Here is a 15,810-nt window from a genome sequence, read left to right on the forward strand (position 1 = left end):
GGCCGCGTTGGAGGGTCAGCTCGATCGCTTGGCCGTCGGGTCGCTGACCCGGCCGATGAACAGCGGGATGTGGTGCTCGCCGCCGACGATGGCGAACGCGAACGGCCGGTCGGCGATGAACGTCGCCTGCGTGGGCGGCGGGCCGCTCATCGCGAACGCCAGGCCGGTGACGGCGGCGGCCTCGGACCCCCACTCGTCGACGGTGATGTTCGCCTTGTGCACCGCGTCGGAGATGAACAGCCCCGGTGCGATGCCGTCGAAGTCGGCTCCGGCGCCGAACGCGGCAGTCACGCCGAGCTTGGTCAGCGTCGGAATAAGGTCGATCGAGAAGTCGAAGTCCCACTTCGGGACGGCGACGTCGACCTGCAACTCGGTGAACGAGTCGCGCAGCCGGGCCAGCACCCGGTGCGCCAGCGCGTCCTCCGGCTTGCCGCCGGGCGGCGGGAGCATCAGCCACATCGCGTACGGGCCCTCGGCGTAGGGCAGTTCGATCGCGGCGATGCCGGCGGTCTCGGCGTAGCGGATGCGCAGGCCGTTGTGCATCGTCGGAGTCTGGATGACCGTGCCGTCGGCCTTGGTGAACGCGGCGTCGGCGATCTCGATGAAGTAGCTTCGCCAGTCCGCCTTGAAGTAGACGGTGTTGGCCAGCACCAGCTTCGTGTCCGCGGGCAGGCTGTCGAACACCTTCGCGATCCGGCCCGCGGTCTGGCGGTTGACCCACGCGTTGATCTGGCCGGCCGCGTCGCCGCCGAAGTCGACCGGGCGGACGCCCGCCGCGTACTGCTCGGCCAGCGTGCGCAGGAACGCTTCGCCGACGGTGAAGCCTTCCTGCGGGAAGAGGGCGTTGCCGATGCTCACCACGGGCGGATTGCGCTTGGCGCTCGGGTCGCGCGGGCCGGTCTTCGGCTTCGGGGGGATGTCTACGGTGGCGAGCTGCCCGCTGATGGCGTTGTACGCCTGGTCGCGGCCCTGTGCCGGGAAGCCGAACGCGGCGTCGAGTTCCTTCGCGGTCGTGCTGCCCGCACCGACGCGCACCATCGCGAACGCGAGCGCGATGCTCAACGGCGAGGCGACGAAGTTGGCCCCGGGCTCGGCGGCGGCCTGCAGCAAGCGGTGGCCGAAGTCGGCGACACCGTCCACGGCGGCGGCGACCGGGGCGTCGGCCGGCGGCACGACCCGGTCCACGTCCGCGGCGGTGACCAGCTCCGGCCCGCCGTCCTCGCCGGCGCAGCCGACCAGCGGCAGCGCGGCGGCCGCGGCCAGCCCCAGCAGCAGCGCGCGCCGGGTGGCGGTGGCGGGGTCGGGATGTCCTGCGTGCATGGTCGCCTCCGGAGTCGGTCTCGACTTCTGAGACGTCTCGGCCCCGGAACTGGTTGCGGCTGCTCGCGGTGGCACGTGCGCATCGTGGACATCGAACGGTTAAGTTCGTTAACTTCGATCGACGGACATCGACGAATGCCGACCCCGCCCGGGTGGGTGGAGCGAGGGGAACCGATGCGCAAGCTGACAGTCCTCATGACGGTGCTGCTCGTCGGAGCGGCGGGCGCGGTGGTCGCGACCCCGGCGAGCGCGGCCCCGGCGGTGTGCGCGCTCTACTGCGACACCCGCGATCCGTCGCTGGCCCGGCAGGAGACCTTCCCCGTGCCGGAGGTCAACCTCAACGGGCGGCGGCTGGTCCTGCACGTCTCCGACGCCGACCGGATGGCCTGGGGCAGCATCGACAACGGCGTCGTAGGCGACTCCGTCTGGCTCGACCGCAGCTGGACCGACGGCTCCACCTGGGACGGCCTGCTCGGCAAGGCCAGCATCCCGTCGACCTGGACCGGCACCCGCACCCTGATGTACAACGTCGCCGACCCGGCCGCCCACCGGCGCGGCATGGTCCGGGCCTGCGGCAACGCGGGCGGGGTCACCTGCACCGCCTGGGTGTACGTCAAGGTCTGCGACGCCGTCTGCGACGGAGCGGATCCGGCCACGGCCGTCGGCGACAACCAGCCGGTGCCCGGGGCGACCATCAGCAACCGCCGCATCGACCTGCACATCGACAACCGCGGCCTGGGCTGGGCCACGCTCGGCGCGGGCACGGCCGGTGACGAGGTGTGGCTGGACCGCTCGTGGGACGAGGGCGCGTCCTGGCCGGGCGGCTCGTCGCTGGGGCGGGTCAGCGTCCCGGCCGGCGCGACCTCGGTGCGCACCACCATGGTCAACACCCGCGATCCGCGCTCGCTGCTGTACGGCGGGGCGGTGCGGGCGTGCGGCCGGGCCGTCAGCGGCGCGAACGGCAGCTGCACCGCCTGGGCCCGGCCCGCTGCCGACCGGCCGGCCGCCGCCGCCGACGCGCTGGCGTACGCCTATCGCACCGACACCGCGTGGTGGCCGTCGAGCTGGTGGAACTCGGCGGTCGCGGTCACCGCGCTGGGGGACTGGTCGGGGCGCACCGGCCGCGCCGACTACCGCTGGCTGATCGACCGGACGTTCGAACTGAACAAGGGCGTGATGCCGGCGGGGCAGAAGAGCACCGACGCGATCGAGGGCAACTTCATCAGCCGCGCCATCGACGACACCGGCTGGTGGGCGCTGGCCTGGGTGCAGGCGTACGACGTCACGCGCGACGCCAAGTTCCTGAACATGGCCCTGACCATCGCGAACTACATGCACTCGTACTGGGACGGCGTCTGCGGCGGCGGGGTCTGGTGGAACCGCGAGCGCACGTACAAGAACGCGGTCACCATCGGGCTGTACGTCCGGCTCACCGCGGCGCTGCACAACCGGATTCCAGGCGACACGCTGTGGCTGGGCCGGGCCACCGCGGGCTGGAACTGGTTCGCCGCGAGCGGCATGATCAACGGCTCGGGGCTGGTCAACGACGGGATCACCGGCGGCTGCGCGAACAACGGGCAGACCGTGTGGACGTACAACCAGGGGCTGGCGGTCGGCGGGGCCGTCGAGCTGTGGCGGGCCACCGGCAACGCGTCGCTGCTGGCCCAGGCGCGGCAGCTGGCTGACGCGGCGATGAACTCGGCGGTGCTGACCCGCTCGGGCATCCTGACCGAGTCCTGCGACCCGGCCAACAGCTGCGACGACAACCAGAAGCAGTTCAAGGGCATCTTCATGCGGTATCTGATGGACCTGGCCGACGCCTCGGGCGTGGCCGCGTACCGCACCTACGCGCAGCGGCAGGCCGACGCGATCTGGCAGTACGACCGCGACAGCCTCCATCGGATCGGGCAGCGCTGGGCCGGCGGGACGCCGAACGCCCGCGACTGGCGCACCCAGGCCTCCGGACTCGGCGCGCTGCTGGCCGCGACGCCGAAAAATCCCTAGTCGACACGCACGGATGACGTGCTTTGCGCTGATTTCCCGTTATGGTGTCTTCGTGGTGCTGAACGAGCCCGTAGCGGGCCGGTTCGCGCTCTGCTGAGGGGACGGTCCTGAGGGGTGGCCGTCCCCTCAGTCATTCCCGCACTCGCCGCGGTGGGTCGCTGCCGGCGAGAACGCGTCCTCATCGGAGTCCGTGATCACGGACGGTAATGATCTATTTGAGTCTTCCGTTGCCGGGGAGCTACTGCTACCTTCTCAGCAAGGTTTGTTAACAGATCTGGTTTGGAGGAAGAATGAACCACCTCGACCTGGACGTCCAGGACGTCTCCACCGGCGACTGGGACATGCTCGTCACCGAGATCATGCGCAACGCCGGCGAGCTGACCCCGCAGGACCCCGAGCTCGCCCCCGTCACCGGCTGCGGTTGCGGGTGCGCCTGCGGCTGCGGTTGCTGAACCTCTGAAACGAACCCGCGACGGTGGCCGGCCCAGCCGCGCCACCGTCGCGCCTCCTGCGGACTTTGTTTCGGGAATGTCAATGAGCGCAGATCTCGCCAGTCTGGTCAGCCCGCTGGGTGTGGTCAGCGGACTGCGGCCACTGCTGCCGGACCGCGGCCTCGACCGGCTCAGCCACGTGGTCGCCGCCGGCGGCGACTCGCACACCGGCCACCACGACGGCAACCCGCAGCTGGGCACCGGCCGCGGCTTCGACGCCGGCCTCGCCACCACCGTCGCGATCGCCGAAGCCGCCGAGCGCTACGTGGGCAGCTACCCCGAAGCCGACACCGTGCGGGCGATCGCCGCGGACCTGCCCGGCACGGTCCTCGACCTGGCCTCGCTGCCGCGCTGCTCCGAAGCCGAGTACGCACACCCCGGCTGCCCCGTCGTCCCGGCCGACCCCGCCGCGGAGATCCGCTGGATGCGCGGCACCGACCTGATGTCCGGCGAGCCGACCTGGGTGCCCGCCGTCATGGCCTGCTACGGCCTGCACCCCGAACCCGCCGAGCGCTTCGTGTTCCAGATCTCCACCGGGCACGCCGTGCACGTCGAACCGCGGCGCGCGCTGCTCGGCGGGCTGCTGGAGGTCATCGAACGCGACGCCATCGCGCTGACCTGGCTGCGGCGGCTGCGGCTGCCGCTGCTCGGCCCCGCCGGGTTCAGCCCGGACGTGCGCTACCTGCTCGACCACGGCCGCCGCCGCTTCCTGGACAACGTGCTGTTCAACGCCACCACCGACCTGGGCGTCCCGACGGTGTACGCGCTGCAGCAGGCGCCTCACGACGCGCAGGCCGCGAACCTGGTCGGCGCGGCGACCGGCCGCACCCTGGCCGACGCGGCGGAGAAGGCCCTCATCGAGATCGCCAACATCCGGCAGCTGTTCCCGCACGGCACCGCGCCCGTGCACGGCGACACCCGGTTCACCGACATCATGGACGGCGCCCGGTACATGGCCGTGGCGCAGCGGGCCGAAGCCTTCGCCTTCCTCACCGAGGACCTCGCCCGACGCCCCACCTCGGACGACTGCCGGGAACTGCCCGCCGATCCGGCCGAGGCGCTCGCGGTGGTGCTGGGGCGGTTGCGCCGGATCGGCGCGCAGGCGGTGTGCGTCGACCGGACCTCGGCCGAGCTGCGCCGGGTCGGCCTGGTCGCGCTGACCGTGGTGGTGCCGCAGCTGCAGCCGATGTCCCTGGCCCCGCTGGCGCAGTTCCGCGCCCACCCGCGACTGACCCAGGCGCCCGCGGCGATGGGCGTGCCCGCCTCCCCCGAACAGGAGCAGAACCCGTGGCCGCAACCGTTCGCCTGACCGAGACGGCGGTCGCCGCCGTGGGGGAGTTCGGCCACGCCGTGCAGGCCCGCCTGCTGGCCGCCGGCGCGAGCGCACTGGACGCCGACCGGCCCGAACCGGGCGGCGTGCGGGCGATGGTGCTGGTGTCGTGGCGGCCCGAACCGGACCGGGCCCGGCGGTTCGACGAGCTCGCGTCGCGGGCCGGGATCGGCTGGCTGCCCGTCGTGGTGGAACACCCGTGGCTGATCGTCGGCCCCTGGGTGGCCCCCGGCGGTCCCTGCTACGACTGCTACGGCTTCCGCCGCGAGCAGCACGACCCGAAGGCGCGGCACCGCGCCGCGCTGCTGGCCGCGTACCGTGCCGACGACGAATGCGGCGTGTACGGCCACCTGCCGCACCACCTCCGCAGTGCCGAGGCGCTCGTGCAGCTCATGCTGCGGAGCCCACAGCCGGGCATGACCACCATGGTCGACCTGTCCACCATGCTGGTGAGCCGGGTCGACGTCATCGCCAGGCACGGCTGCCCGCGCTGCGGCAGCGCCGACACGTGGGGCGACCCCCGGCTGGCCGCGATCCTTGCCGAGACCGCGAACCGGCTGCCCGAAGGAGCGCTCGCATGAGCCGCCTCGGGCGTCCCGCGCTGGCCGCCGGACTGGCCGTCGTGGACACCGCCGACGGGCTGCTGATCGAGGGCGGCCCGAGTCGGCGGCTGTTCACCGGAGCCGCCGCCCGCGACCTGCTGCCGCGGCTGCTGCCGCTGCTGGACGGCCGCACCGACCTGGCTGCGGTGGCCGAGGCAGCCGAGGCACCCATCGCGCAGGTCGCGCAGGCAGTGGCGCTGCTGCACCGCAGCGGGCTGCTCCACGACGGACCCGCCGAACCCGGCGACGCCGCCGAGGCCTTCCGGTCCCGCGCCCTGGCGGCCTCCGGAAGCCACGACCGGCTGGCGACGCTGCGCGATCGACTGGCCGAGGCCACCGTCGTCGTCGCCGTGGCCGGCCCACTGGGCGAACTGCTCAGCACGGACCTCGCCCTGTCCGGCATCGGCACAGTCACTACGGACCTGGCCGTTCTGGGCACCAGCCCGAGCCGCGTCGGCATTCCCGTAGCGTTACCGGGCGTCGGCACCGGCACCCTGCGCGAACCCCGTGCCGCTGACCCTTTCCGCGCCGCGGCATTGGCCATCGCCACCGACGACCAGCTCGCCTCCGTCGCGGCGACCGGTGTGCCCGTGTTGCGGGTCGGTGGCGACGATCGCACCGTCGAACTCGGACCGCTGTTCACCGGCGCGGACACCGCCTGCCCGGACTGCTTCCTCACCGAGGGCAGGGCCACCGGGGCTCCCGGCTTCGGGCAGGCGGCGGCACAGTTGCTGTGCGGGCTGGCCGTGGCGGAGGCCGTCGGCCTGCTGACCCGGCTCGCCGATCCGGTCACCGGCCGCCGTCTGCACCGCATCGACACGATCGACCTGCGCCGCAGCGTCTACGAAGTAACCCCGTCGGCCGCATGCGGGACCTGCGCCATGGCGGGCGACGGCGTGCTCGGAAAGCTGGAGTGGCTCAATCGGCGGGTGTCCTGGCAGGTCGCCGGGGACCAGGCGATTCCCGCCACGGCCGACACCGACCTGGCGTCCTCGCCCCGGATCCTGTTGAGCGACGCGCCGCCGTGGCTGCGGACCCTGCTGCCGTCGGCGACGGCCCGGCCGTATGCCGACACCTACCTGCTCGGCGTGCACGGACTGCCGCACCCGGTCTACCGCTGGTCGCCGTCTACACAGTCGCTCATCGCCACCCGTGGCGACCTCGGTGCCACCCCGCCGATCGCGGGACTGCCCGACGACCCGGCCGCCGTGCTCGTGTTCGTCGCCGCCACCACGCGGTTGACCTCGGCATACGCCGAGCAGGGTCTGCGCCGGGCGTTCCTGGCCGCCGGCCGGGCGGTCGCGGCCGTCGCCACCGGACACCACGCCGTGCTCGCCGACACCGTCGACCCGGCCTTGGCCGACCTGCTGGAACTGCACGACGGCGGCGAACACCTCGCGGCCGTCGTCGGAATCTACCCGGAGCGGCCCTGATGCCCATCCAGCCCAAGGACACCACCCTGAGCGCCGCGGTGCGCCTGGACTTCGCCGGGCCGCGCCTTCCCGGCATCGGGCCCGCGGCGGTTCGATCCCTGACACCGCCACCGGCAACGGACGACGCCTTCGGGGCCGCGGTGATCCGATCGCTGGCACAGTCACCCGAGCCGCTGACGGCCTGCGTCGCCATCCTCGGCCCGGCCGGCGCGGCGGCCGGCACCTATCGCGTCGATGCCGACGGGCTTCTGCACCAGGTCCATGCGCAACCGCCGCCGCTGGCGCACCTCGACGCCGACGTGGCCGTGCTGCTCGGCGGCCCGGCCACCGCTTCGCCCGCCGACTACCGGGCACTCGCGGTCGCCGCCGGAGTCGTGTCGGCGCACCTGGCCGCTCTGCTCGGCGGCAGCCTGCACCACGTGACCTGCGACGACGAGACCATCGCCTGGCCACTGGACACCGCGACGACCCATCTGACCACCGTCACCGGCAAGGAAAAACCGTGACCGATTACCAACTGTCCACTGTGATCATGGCGCATCCGAGCCGGCTCGCCCGCGCCGAGGCGCTCGCCGACAGCCTGCCCGAACTCAAACCCGACATCGTCGTCGACCCGGACCCGCACGGGCCGCCGTCGTCGCTGCGCACCGCCGCCGTGGCCTGGTCGTTCGTACCCGAACACGCCACCCACCACCTGGTGCTGCAGGACGACGCGGTGCCGTGCCGGGGCTTCGCCGACGCCGTGCACGCCGCGATCGCGCAGCACCCGGACGCCGCCCTGGCGCTGTTCACCGAGTGGACCTCGATGACCGCCCACCACCTGCGCATGGCCGCCCTCGCGGGTGGGACCTGGGCCGGGGTGGTGGACGAGTACGTGCCGAGCGTGGCCCTGGTCCTGCCCGCCCGGATCGCCCGTGAGTTCGGCGAGGCCGCCACCCGCAACCAGCGCGAGTGGACCCCGACCGACGACGTCGCGCTGATGAACTTCCTCCGCGACCGGCACGTCGCCGCCATCTGCCGCATCCCGAACCTCGTCGACCACGACTCCCCGGACAGCCTCACCGGCAACCTCCACCAGGGCCCGCGCCGTTCGGCCTGCTTCGCCGACGACGTGCCGCCCCGCCCGGACACGCTGCTGGGCGTGGCCGACCTGCTGCCGACGTTCGCGCACTACCAGATGCCCGACTTCGGCTCCCGGCCGTACCTCGCGCTGCGCAAGCCGCTGGAGGACGGGGGAATGCCCTGGTCGATCCGGGCCGCCGAGCAGTGGCTCGCCGACACCGGGCTCGACCCCGCTGCGGTCACGGAACTCGCCCGCGAGCACACCGACCCGTGGCGGCGGCAGCACCCGCAACTGACTGACGAACTGCTCGACCGGCTGTGGCTGACACCGTTCGCGATCGGCGTCAGCCTGACCCTGCCGTCCGTCCGGCTCTACCGGCCTGACGGCACGCCGCTGCACAGCCGGTTCCCGGTCACCGACGAGGCGGCCCTGGCGAACTTGCTGGCGGACCCGGTGGTGCGGCGCGCGTTCACCACCCTGCCGCAGGCGCATCTGCACCCAGTCGCCACCCGCGACGTGCTCGACGGCCTCGAACAGCCCTTGGGCGAACTCATGCTCGACGCCGTCCGGGCCGGATACCGCCACGCCCGGAAATGATCACCCTGCGCCGGGACGGCGAGCTGACCGTCGACCCCACCACGTCCGCCGACCTGCTGATCACCGGCCCCGACCGCGAGCCGGTGGCCCTGCACGACGCGGACGGGTCGGTGGCCGCCGTCCTGACGGCGCTGCACCGCCCCGCGACCTGGCAGCAGGTACGCGAGCAGGTGCCGCTCGGTGAAGGGCAGCTCGACCTGCTGGTCCGGCGGCTGCTCGTCGCCGGCGTCATCACCCTGGGCTGCTCCGACGGGCACGGCGACGTGGCCACCGCCCGGTTCCGCTCCCGGCTCGCCGAGGTGCGGCCCGACGCCGAGACGGCCGGGGAGCAGACGGTTCAACTGTCGCCGTACGCGCTGCTGCGGCGGCTCAACGGCCGGGCGGTCGTCGAGTCGGCCCGCGACGGGACGGTCGTCGAGCTGCATCGCCCCGCGCTGGCGGCGGTGGTGGCGGGCCTGTGCACGCCGGCCGTCGCGGCGACGGTCGCCGGGCTCGCCCCGGGCGGTGAGCAGCTGCTGCGGCTGCTCGCGGCGGTCGGCATGGTCGCCGCGCCCGGCGCGGAAGCCGGACGCCCGCCACACGCGGTGTGGACACACACCCGCAGTAGAAACGGGCTGGCCGACCTGCGCACACCGGTGGGCGACCTGGACGAACCGCCCGCGGAGCCCGCCGTCGACACCGACATCGCGCTGCCCGTGCCCGACCTGGCAGCGCTGCGCCGTACCGACCCGCCGCTGGCCGAGGTCATGGAGGCCCGCCGCTCGGTGCGCCGCTTCGGCGGCACGCCGCTGACCCTGACGCAGCTGGGTGAGCTGCTGCACCGGGTGGCCCGGGTCCAGCAGCGGCTGCCCGCCGACCCCGCCGACGACCGGTCCTATTCCTTCACGCTGCGGCCGGCGCCGTCGGCCGGGGCGATGCACGAACTCGACCACTACCTCACGGTCCGTGCCTGCCAGGGCCTGGCCCCCGGCGTGTACCGCTACCTGCCGGACCGGCATGCGCTCGCCGTCGTCAACCGCGACACGGTGCCGCTGGTCCGGCTGATCAACGCCGCCTACCTGGCCCTCAACCGGGTGTCGGTGCCGCAGGTGCTGATCAGCCTCGCCGCCCGCGGCGACCGGACCACCCGCAAGTACGGCGACCTGGCGTACTCGCTGACGCTGCGCAACGCCGGCGTGGCCCTGCAGTCGGTGTACCTGTGCGCCACCGCGATGGGTCTGGGCGCATGCGCCGTGGGCAGCGGCGACGCCGCCGACTTCGCCGAGGCGACCGGCCTCGATCCGGCCGAGGTGTCCGCGGTGGCCGAGATCGTCATCGGCTCCCTTCCCGGAGAGGATGTGTGAGTGACTCCACCCACGCGTGAACGCGCGGGCTTCCTACGTCGGTGGATGACCACCGGCGCAGAGGACCAGCCCGGTCCTGTAGAGCACGTTGAGCGCGCCCACCCGGTCGGCGTTCTCCACCAGACCGCAGTTGACGCACTCGAACTTGGCTTGGCTGACGCGGTTGTCCTTCGCGACGTGCCCACAGCCGCCGATCTGGGGCGGGCACGTGCGGGAGGTGTTGCGGGCGTCCACTGGGATCACTCGGCGACCGGCGCTCTCAGCCTTGTTCGCCAGGATTGCCAGGAACTGTCCCCAACCCGCGTCGAGGATGCTGCGGTTCAACCCGGCCTTGGCGGCGGCGGAGTTCGGCAGGAACACGCCGAGCTGCTCCGGGTCGGGCTTGGGCGCGGGCTTTCTGGTCATGCCCGCAATGTTCAGCTTCTCGTGCCCGATCACGTCGTGGCGGCGCACGAGCTTGAGTGCCGTGTTGTGGTGAAAGTCGAGGCGCTGACGGCGGATCTTGCCGTACAACCTGGCGACCTTGCGGGCGGCGGCCCGGTGCTTTTTCGTGCGGCGTCTGGTGCGCTGCGGGTACGTCGCCAGGTGCTGCTGGGCCGCGGCCAGCTCGTCGGCCATCGTGTGCAGGAACTTCGGGTTCGGCTCGTGGGCGCCGTTGGAGTCGGTGAAAAAGTGCACGGTGCCCATGTCGACACCGACGATGCCGCCCGTGGGTGGCAGCGGCTGCGCTGTGACGTCGTCGCAGGACAGGACCAGGTACCAGCGGCGGCCCTCCCGTTTGACCGATACGGTCTTCACCCGGCCGTTGACCGGCCGGTGCTGGTGGACCCGCACGTGCCCGACGCCCTGCAGCCGCACCCGGGTCTGGGCGTGGTCAGGGGTGCTGTTCCAGCGGCAGCCGTCGCCGTCTTTCGGAAACATCAGTGTGTCGAAATGCCCGGTGCCCTTGAACCGGGGGTAGCCGGGGCTCTGGCCGGCTTTGACGCGGCGAAAGAACGCGGCGAACGCCTTGTCCAGCCGCCGCAGGGTGGCCTGCTGGGAGGAGAACGACCAGCGGCCCTGCCGTTCGGGGTCGAAGGCGCGGATGTCTTTGAGCTGGGCGGACTGCTGGCCGTAGCGGATCGTGGTCTTCGACGCGTGCCGGTAGGCGTCACGGCGTTCCTGGAGGGCGGCGTTGTACAGCGAGCAGTGGTCTGCCAGCATCTCGGTCATTGCCTGCTCCTGGCGGGCGGTGGGGCGCAGGAGGAACTTGTAGGCGCGGATCACGGGCCGTCCTGCTTCGCCTTGCGCCACGGCCGTTCCCGCCGGGTGTCGATGTGCTGGTGCACCGTTTGCATGACACGTCCGCCGAGGACCGCGCGGCGGTACTTCGGGCACCACACGATGTGGCCTCCGAGGTCGTACACGCCGCCGGAGAATCGGCGGACCATCCTGGTCGCGGACACCGATCGACTATACATATATTGTCCACATGCGACGATTATGGGCCCCGGGCCGTGCGCATGCGTGCGATGCGGTCGTCCCGGCTGCGCCGGGCCGCCCCGAAGGGGCCTTCGATTCCCCCACCGGCTAAAGCCGGTGGTCCCCTCGAAGGAGTCCTGATGGACGACTTGGCCCCCTCCGTCGAGCCCCGGCTGCCACCGCTGGGTTTCCGGCGGCTGCTGCTGGTCGCGACCGGCTCGCTGCACGCCGCCTTCCTGCCCCGCGACCTCGCCTGGCTGCGCCTGGCCTACCCGCAGCTGGAGACGCAGGTCGTGCTGACCCGGTCGGCGCTGCAGTTTCTCACCCCGACGGCAGCCGGCGCGATCACCGGCCGGGCCGCCGTGGTCGACGAGTGGGCCGGTCCGGCCGCCGAGGCCGTGCACGTGACCTGGCAGCAGTGGGCGCAGGCCGTCCTGGTGTATCCGGCGAGCCTGAACTACCTCGCGCGGCTGGCGGTGGGCCTGGCCGACTCGCCCAGCCTGCTCGCGATCCAGTGCAGCACCGCACCCGTCGTCGTAGCCCCCGCGCTGCCGCCCGGCGGCTGGGACAGCCCCGTCACCGCCGCGCATGTCGCCGCATTGGCGCAGCGGCCCACGGTCACCGTGCTGCCGCCCGTGCCGGTGCGCAGCTTCACCACCGGCCGCGACGACGCGTACGGGCCGCCGCCGTTCACCGCCGCGCTGGGCACCGCCGAACTGCTGCGTCACCGGCTCCAGGAGGAAACCGCGTGAGTTCCGCCCCACGAGTGCTGTTCCTGGCCCGCGGCCACGGCTTCGGCCACGCCGCCCGGGACCTGCGGATCATCAGGGCCATGCGCGCCCAGCGGCCCGACGTCGCGATCCAGGTGATGGCCTCCGGCAGCGCCGCGGTCTACCTGGACCTGTACGGCGAGAGCTGCATCGACATGGGGATCGGCGACCACGAGGACATGACCCCGGCGGCCGGGGCCCGGGTCTGGGAGCTGATGGGCGAGCACGACCCGCCCGACCTGGTCGTCGCCGACGAGGTGGTGTGGTCGCTGGTGTTCTGCGTCAAGAAGTGGCGGCGACGGGCCATCCTGCTGACCGACTGGTTCTACTCCGAGCTGGGCGCACCCGAGTCCGATCCGATCCTGGACCAGGCCGGGGAGATCCTGCTGCTGGACTTCTCCGTCGCGCACCCCGGCCCGTTCGGGGTCACCAGGCCGATCCAGGCGCTCGGCCCGGTGGTGGCGGACTTCGGCGTCAGCCGGGAGGCGGCGCGGGCCGGACTCGGGGCGGCCGAGTCCGAGACGGTCGTGGTGCTCACCATCGGGGGCATGACCCGGATGGTCGACAACGCGGCGATCGCCGAGCTGACCGTACGCGCCTGGCTGGACCACGCGCCGCCCGGTCATCGGCTGTTCGTGCTGGCCGAGCCGTTCTGCGCGGTGCCCGCCGACCGGGCCGCCGACGTCGTCTGGGCCGGGTTCACGGCCGAACCGGAGAAGTACTACGCCGCGGCCGACCTGGTGGTGACCAACGCCAACGGCACCGTCACCTGCGACCTGGTGTGGAACCGGATCCCGGTGCTGGCCATGACCCATCCGGCGGTGTCCTACCCGGACTCGTTCGGGCTGCGCGTCAAGGCGATGAGCGAGGCCGGCATGACCACCCACGCCGAGGCCACGGTGTCGCCCGCCGAGCAGTGGCGGCTGATGAACCAGGCGATGCGCGCCGAATGCCGGCCCGACCCGGCGTTCGAGTGGACCACCGGCGAGCAGGTCGCCCGGCACCTGCTGGCCCGGCTCGACTACATGACGGCGAAAGCGGAGCCCACGGCTCGCTGACGTGGCCCGGCCGATCACTGTGGATCGGCCGGGCCACACTGGCACGGTCAGTTGAGGTCGAAGCGGTCCAGTTCCATGACCTTGGTCCAGGCGGCGACGAAGTCACGCACGAACTTCTCCCGGGCGTCCTGGCTGGCGTACACCTCGGCGATCGCCCGCAGCTGCGAGTTCGAGCCGAAGATGAGGTCGACCGCGGTGGCGGTCCACTTGACCTGGCCGGTGGACACGTCGCGGACCTCGTACACGTGCTCGCCGGTCTCCGCCGCCTTCCAGCGGGTGCCGGGGGAGAGCAGGTTGACGAAGAAGTCGTTGCTGAGCACGCCGGGCCGGTCGGTGAACACGCCGTGCTTGGTGCCACCGGCGTTGGCCCCGAGCGAGCGCAGGCCGCCGACCAGGACGGTCATCTCGGGCGCGGTCAGGTTGAGCATGTACGCGCGGTCGACGAGCAGCACCTCCGGCATTTGCTTCTCGCCGGGCCGCAGGTAGTTGCGGAACCCGTCGGCCTGCGGCTCCAGGACGCTGAACGACTCGACGTCGGTCTGCTCCTGGGTGGCGTCGGTGCGGCCCGGCCGGAACGGCACCGTGACCGTGAACCCGCCGTCGCGCGCCGCCTTCTCCACAGCGGCCGAGCCGGCCAGCACGATCAGGTCGGCGAGCGAGATCTTCGCGCCCCCGGCCGCGTTGAACTCGGACTGGATGCCCTCCAGCGTCTGCAGGACCTTCGCGACCTGCGCGGGCTGGTTCACGTCCCAGCTGCGCTGCGGCTCCAGGCGCAGCCGTGCGCCGTTCGCGCCGCCGCGCCGGTCGGTGTACCGGAAGCTTGCGGCCGCGGCCCAGGCGGTGGTGACCAGCTGCTCGACGGTGAGCCCGGACTCCAGGATCTTCGCCTTGAGCGCGGTGATGTCGGCGTCACCGACGAGCTGGTGGTCGACGGCCGGGACCGGGTCCTGCCAGAGCTGGGCCTCGGGGACCCAGGGGCCGAGGTAGCGGCTGACCGGGCCCATGTCGCGGTGCAGCAGCTTGTACCAGGCCTTGGCGAAGGCGAGCGCGAACTCGTCGGGGTTGGCCAGGAACCGGCGCGAGATCTTCTCGTACGCCGGGTCGACGCGCAGCGACAGGTCGGTGGTGAGCATCGTCGGCTTGTGCTTCTTGGCCGCGTCGTACGCGTCGGGAATGATCGCCTCGGCGTCCTTGGCGACCCACTGCTTCGCGCCGCCGGGGCTGGTGGTCAGCTCCCACTCGTTGCCGAACAGGATCTCGAAGAAGCGGTTGCTCCACTGCGTGGGCCGGTCGGTCCAGGTCACTTCGAGACCGCTGGTGATCGTGTCAGGGCCCTTGCCGGTGCCGTTGCTGCTCAGCCAGCCCAGGCCCTGCGCCTCCAGCGGCGCGCCCTCCGGCTCCGGGCCGATGTGGTCGCCGGCAGGGGCCGCGCCGTGGGTCTTGCCGAAGGTGTGGCCGCCGGCGATGAGCGCGACGGTCTCCTCGTCGTTCATCGCCATGCGGGCGAAGGTCTCGCGGATGAAGTGCGCCGCCGCGGCCGGGTTCGCGTTGCCGTTGGGGCCCTCGGGGTTGACGTAGATGAGGCCCATCTCGGTCGCGCCGACGCCCGCGGCCATCTCCTTCTCGGAGACGTAGCGTTCGTCGCCGAGCCAGGCGTCCTCCGGGCCCCAGAAGATCTCCTCGGGCTCCCACACGTCCTCGCGGCCGAAGCCGAAGCCGAAGGTCTTGAAGCCCATCGACTCCAGGGCCACGTTGCCCGCGAGCACGAGCAGGTCGGCCCAGGAGACCTGCTGGCCGTACTTCTGCTTTACCGGCCACAGCAGCCGCCGGGCCTTGTCCAGGTTGGCGTTGTCCGGCCAGCTGTTGAGCGGGGCGAAGCGCTGCCCGCCGTCGCCCGCGCCGCCGCGCCCGTCGTGGATGCGGTAGGTGCCCGCGGCGTGCCAGCTCAACCGGATCATCAGGCCGCCGTAGTGGCCGAAGTCGGCCGGCCACCAGTCCTGCGAGGTGGTGAGGACCTCGGTGATGTCGCGCTTGAGCGCCTCGACGTCGAGTTTGCCGAACGCCGCGGCGTAGCTGAAGTCCTCGTCCAGCGGGTTGCCCTTGGCCGAGTGGGCGTGCAGCACCGACAGGTCGAGCTGGTTGGGCCACCAGTCGCGGTTGGTGCGCGGGCGGCCGCCGGTCTTCGGCGTCGGCGACGGGATCGCCGGGTTCTCGCTCTCGCTGCCGTGCGCGGTCACCGAGTCGTGCGCGACCGGGCAGCCGGCCGCCGCTTTCTGGTCCACACCCTGCGCGCTGGCAGGCGTGTTGTCCTGGGTGTCGCTCATTCTGCTTCCTCCGA

At 72.3% G+C, this 15,810-nt stretch carries 14 protein-coding genes; 10 read left to right on the forward strand and 4 right to left on the reverse strand.

What is annotated here, in order from left to right; translation table 11 throughout:
- Nucleotides 1–15: 15 nt before the first annotated feature.
- The gene (locus ACFQO7_RS21670) at nt 16–1,320 is read right to left on the reverse strand and encodes a serpin family protein (protein ID WP_376808053.1); all 1,305 of its coding nucleotides are present in this window, start codon (nt 1,318–1,320) and stop codon (nt 16–18) included.
- Between the two features lie 174 nt (nt 1,321–1,494).
- On the opposite strand from ACFQO7_RS21670, the gene ACFQO7_RS21675 reads away from it, so the two are divergent.
- The 8 genes from ACFQO7_RS21675 (at nt 1,495) to ACFQO7_RS21710 (ending at nt 10,183) form a co-directional block, all read left to right on the forward strand.
- Nucleotides 1,495–3,324 carry a glycoside hydrolase family 76 protein gene (locus ACFQO7_RS21675; RefSeq protein ID WP_376808054.1) on the forward strand — a complete coding sequence of 610 codons (1,830 nt, stop codon included), beginning with the start codon at nt 1,495–1,497 and terminating at the stop codon, nt 3,322–3,324.
- 290 nt (nt 3,325–3,614) lie between these two features.
- Entirely contained in the window at nt 3,615–3,776 is a 162-nt protein-coding gene (locus ACFQO7_RS21680; protein WP_203692783.1) for a hypothetical protein, read from the forward strand.
- 82 nt (nt 3,777–3,858) lie between these two features.
- Nucleotides 3,859–5,124, forward strand: coding sequence for a YcaO-like family protein (locus tag ACFQO7_RS21685; protein ID WP_376808055.1), 1,266 nt, complete (start codon nt 3,859–3,861; stop codon nt 5,122–5,124).
- Entirely contained in the window at nt 5,103–5,726 is a 624-nt protein-coding gene (locus tag ACFQO7_RS21690; RefSeq protein ID WP_376808056.1) for a TOMM precursor leader peptide-binding protein, read from the forward strand. Before ACFQO7_RS21685 ends, ACFQO7_RS21690 begins: the two co-directional genes overlap by 22 nt.
- Nucleotides 5,723–7,180 carry a hypothetical protein gene (locus tag ACFQO7_RS21695; protein ID WP_376808057.1) on the forward strand — a complete coding sequence of 486 codons (1,458 nt, stop codon included), beginning with the start codon at nt 5,723–5,725 and terminating at the stop codon, nt 7,178–7,180. Before ACFQO7_RS21690 ends, ACFQO7_RS21695 begins: the two co-directional genes overlap by 4 nt.
- Nucleotides 7,180–7,686, forward strand: coding sequence for a hypothetical protein (locus ACFQO7_RS21700; RefSeq protein ID WP_376808058.1), 507 nt, complete (start codon nt 7,180–7,182; stop codon nt 7,684–7,686). The genes ACFQO7_RS21695 and ACFQO7_RS21700 overlap by 1 nt, the downstream gene beginning before the upstream one ends.
- Entirely contained in the window at nt 7,683–8,840 is a 1,158-nt protein-coding gene (locus tag ACFQO7_RS21705; protein WP_376808059.1) for a hypothetical protein, read from the forward strand. Before ACFQO7_RS21700 ends, ACFQO7_RS21705 begins: the two co-directional genes overlap by 4 nt.
- On the forward strand, nt 8,837–10,183 hold the full coding sequence (locus ACFQO7_RS21710) for a SagB family peptide dehydrogenase (RefSeq protein ID WP_376808060.1): 1,347 nt from the start codon (nt 8,837–8,839) through the stop codon (nt 10,181–10,183). Before ACFQO7_RS21705 ends, ACFQO7_RS21710 begins: the two co-directional genes overlap by 4 nt.
- A 33-nt stretch (nt 10,184–10,216) precedes the next feature.
- Here the strand turns inward: ACFQO7_RS21710 and ACFQO7_RS21715 are convergent, their stop codons facing one another.
- Together ACFQO7_RS21715 and ACFQO7_RS21720 are read right to left on the reverse strand one after the other, a co-directional pair.
- Nucleotides 10,217–11,449 (reverse strand): RNA-guided endonuclease InsQ/TnpB family protein, encoded by a 1,233-nt coding sequence (locus ACFQO7_RS21715; RefSeq protein ID WP_376808061.1) that lies wholly within the window; start codon nt 11,447–11,449, stop codon nt 10,217–10,219.
- Entirely contained in the window at nt 11,446–11,628 is a 183-nt protein-coding gene (locus ACFQO7_RS21720) for a hypothetical protein (protein ID WP_376808062.1), read from the reverse strand. Before ACFQO7_RS21720 ends, ACFQO7_RS21715 begins: the two co-directional genes overlap by 4 nt.
- Before the next feature lie 156 nt (nt 11,629–11,784).
- Between ACFQO7_RS21720 and ACFQO7_RS21725 the strand changes: the two genes are divergently transcribed.
- Together ACFQO7_RS21725 and ACFQO7_RS21730 are read left to right on the forward strand one after the other, a co-directional pair.
- Entirely contained in the window at nt 11,785–12,396 is a 612-nt protein-coding gene (locus ACFQO7_RS21725; protein ID WP_376808063.1) for a flavoprotein, read from the forward strand.
- Complete coding sequence (locus ACFQO7_RS21730) at nt 12,393–13,472, forward strand: hypothetical protein (protein WP_376808064.1); 1,080 nt, start codon at nt 12,393–12,395, stop codon at nt 13,470–13,472. The genes ACFQO7_RS21725 and ACFQO7_RS21730 overlap by 4 nt, the downstream gene beginning before the upstream one ends.
- A 47-nt stretch (nt 13,473–13,519) precedes the next feature.
- On the opposite strand, the gene katG is transcribed toward ACFQO7_RS21730, so the two are convergent.
- The gene (katG, locus tag ACFQO7_RS21735) at nt 13,520–15,796 is read right to left on the reverse strand and encodes a catalase/peroxidase HPI (protein ID WP_376808065.1); all 2,277 of its coding nucleotides are present in this window, start codon (nt 15,794–15,796) and stop codon (nt 13,520–13,522) included.
- Between the last annotated feature and the right edge of the window lie 14 nt (nt 15,797–15,810).

It is taken from the genome of Catellatospora aurea (genome assembly GCF_042663325.1).
Lineage (GTDB): Bacteria > Actinomycetota > Actinomycetes > Mycobacteriales > Micromonosporaceae > Catellatospora > Catellatospora aurea.

Bases quoted from the DNA above. Each gene is read 5' to 3' on its own strand.
- ACFQO7_RS21670 (WP_376808053.1), bottom strand. From the start codon at position 1,320: ATGCACGCAGGACATCCCGACCCCGCCACCGCCACCCGGCGCGCGCTG.
- ACFQO7_RS21675 (WP_376808054.1), top strand. From the start codon at position 1,495: ATGCGCAAGCTGACAGTCCTCATGACGGTGCTGCTCGTCGGAGCGGCG.
- ACFQO7_RS21680 (WP_203692783.1), top strand. From the start codon at position 3,615: ATGAACCACCTCGACCTGGACGTCCAGGACGTCTCCACCGGCGACTGG.
- ACFQO7_RS21685 (WP_376808055.1), top strand. From the start codon at position 3,859: ATGAGCGCAGATCTCGCCAGTCTGGTCAGCCCGCTGGGTGTGGTCAGC.
- ACFQO7_RS21695 (WP_376808057.1), top strand. From the start codon at position 5,723: ATGAGCCGCCTCGGGCGTCCCGCGCTGGCCGCCGGACTGGCCGTCGTG.
- ACFQO7_RS21700 (WP_376808058.1), top strand. From the start codon at position 7,180: ATGCCCATCCAGCCCAAGGACACCACCCTGAGCGCCGCGGTGCGCCTG.
- ACFQO7_RS21710 (WP_376808060.1), top strand. From the start codon at position 8,837: ATGATCACCCTGCGCCGGGACGGCGAGCTGACCGTCGACCCCACCACG.
- ACFQO7_RS21725 (WP_376808063.1), top strand. From the start codon at position 11,785: ATGGACGACTTGGCCCCCTCCGTCGAGCCCCGGCTGCCACCGCTGGGT.
- katG (WP_376808065.1), bottom strand. From the start codon at position 15,796: ATGAGCGACACCCAGGACAACACGCCTGCCAGCGCGCAGGGTGTGGAC.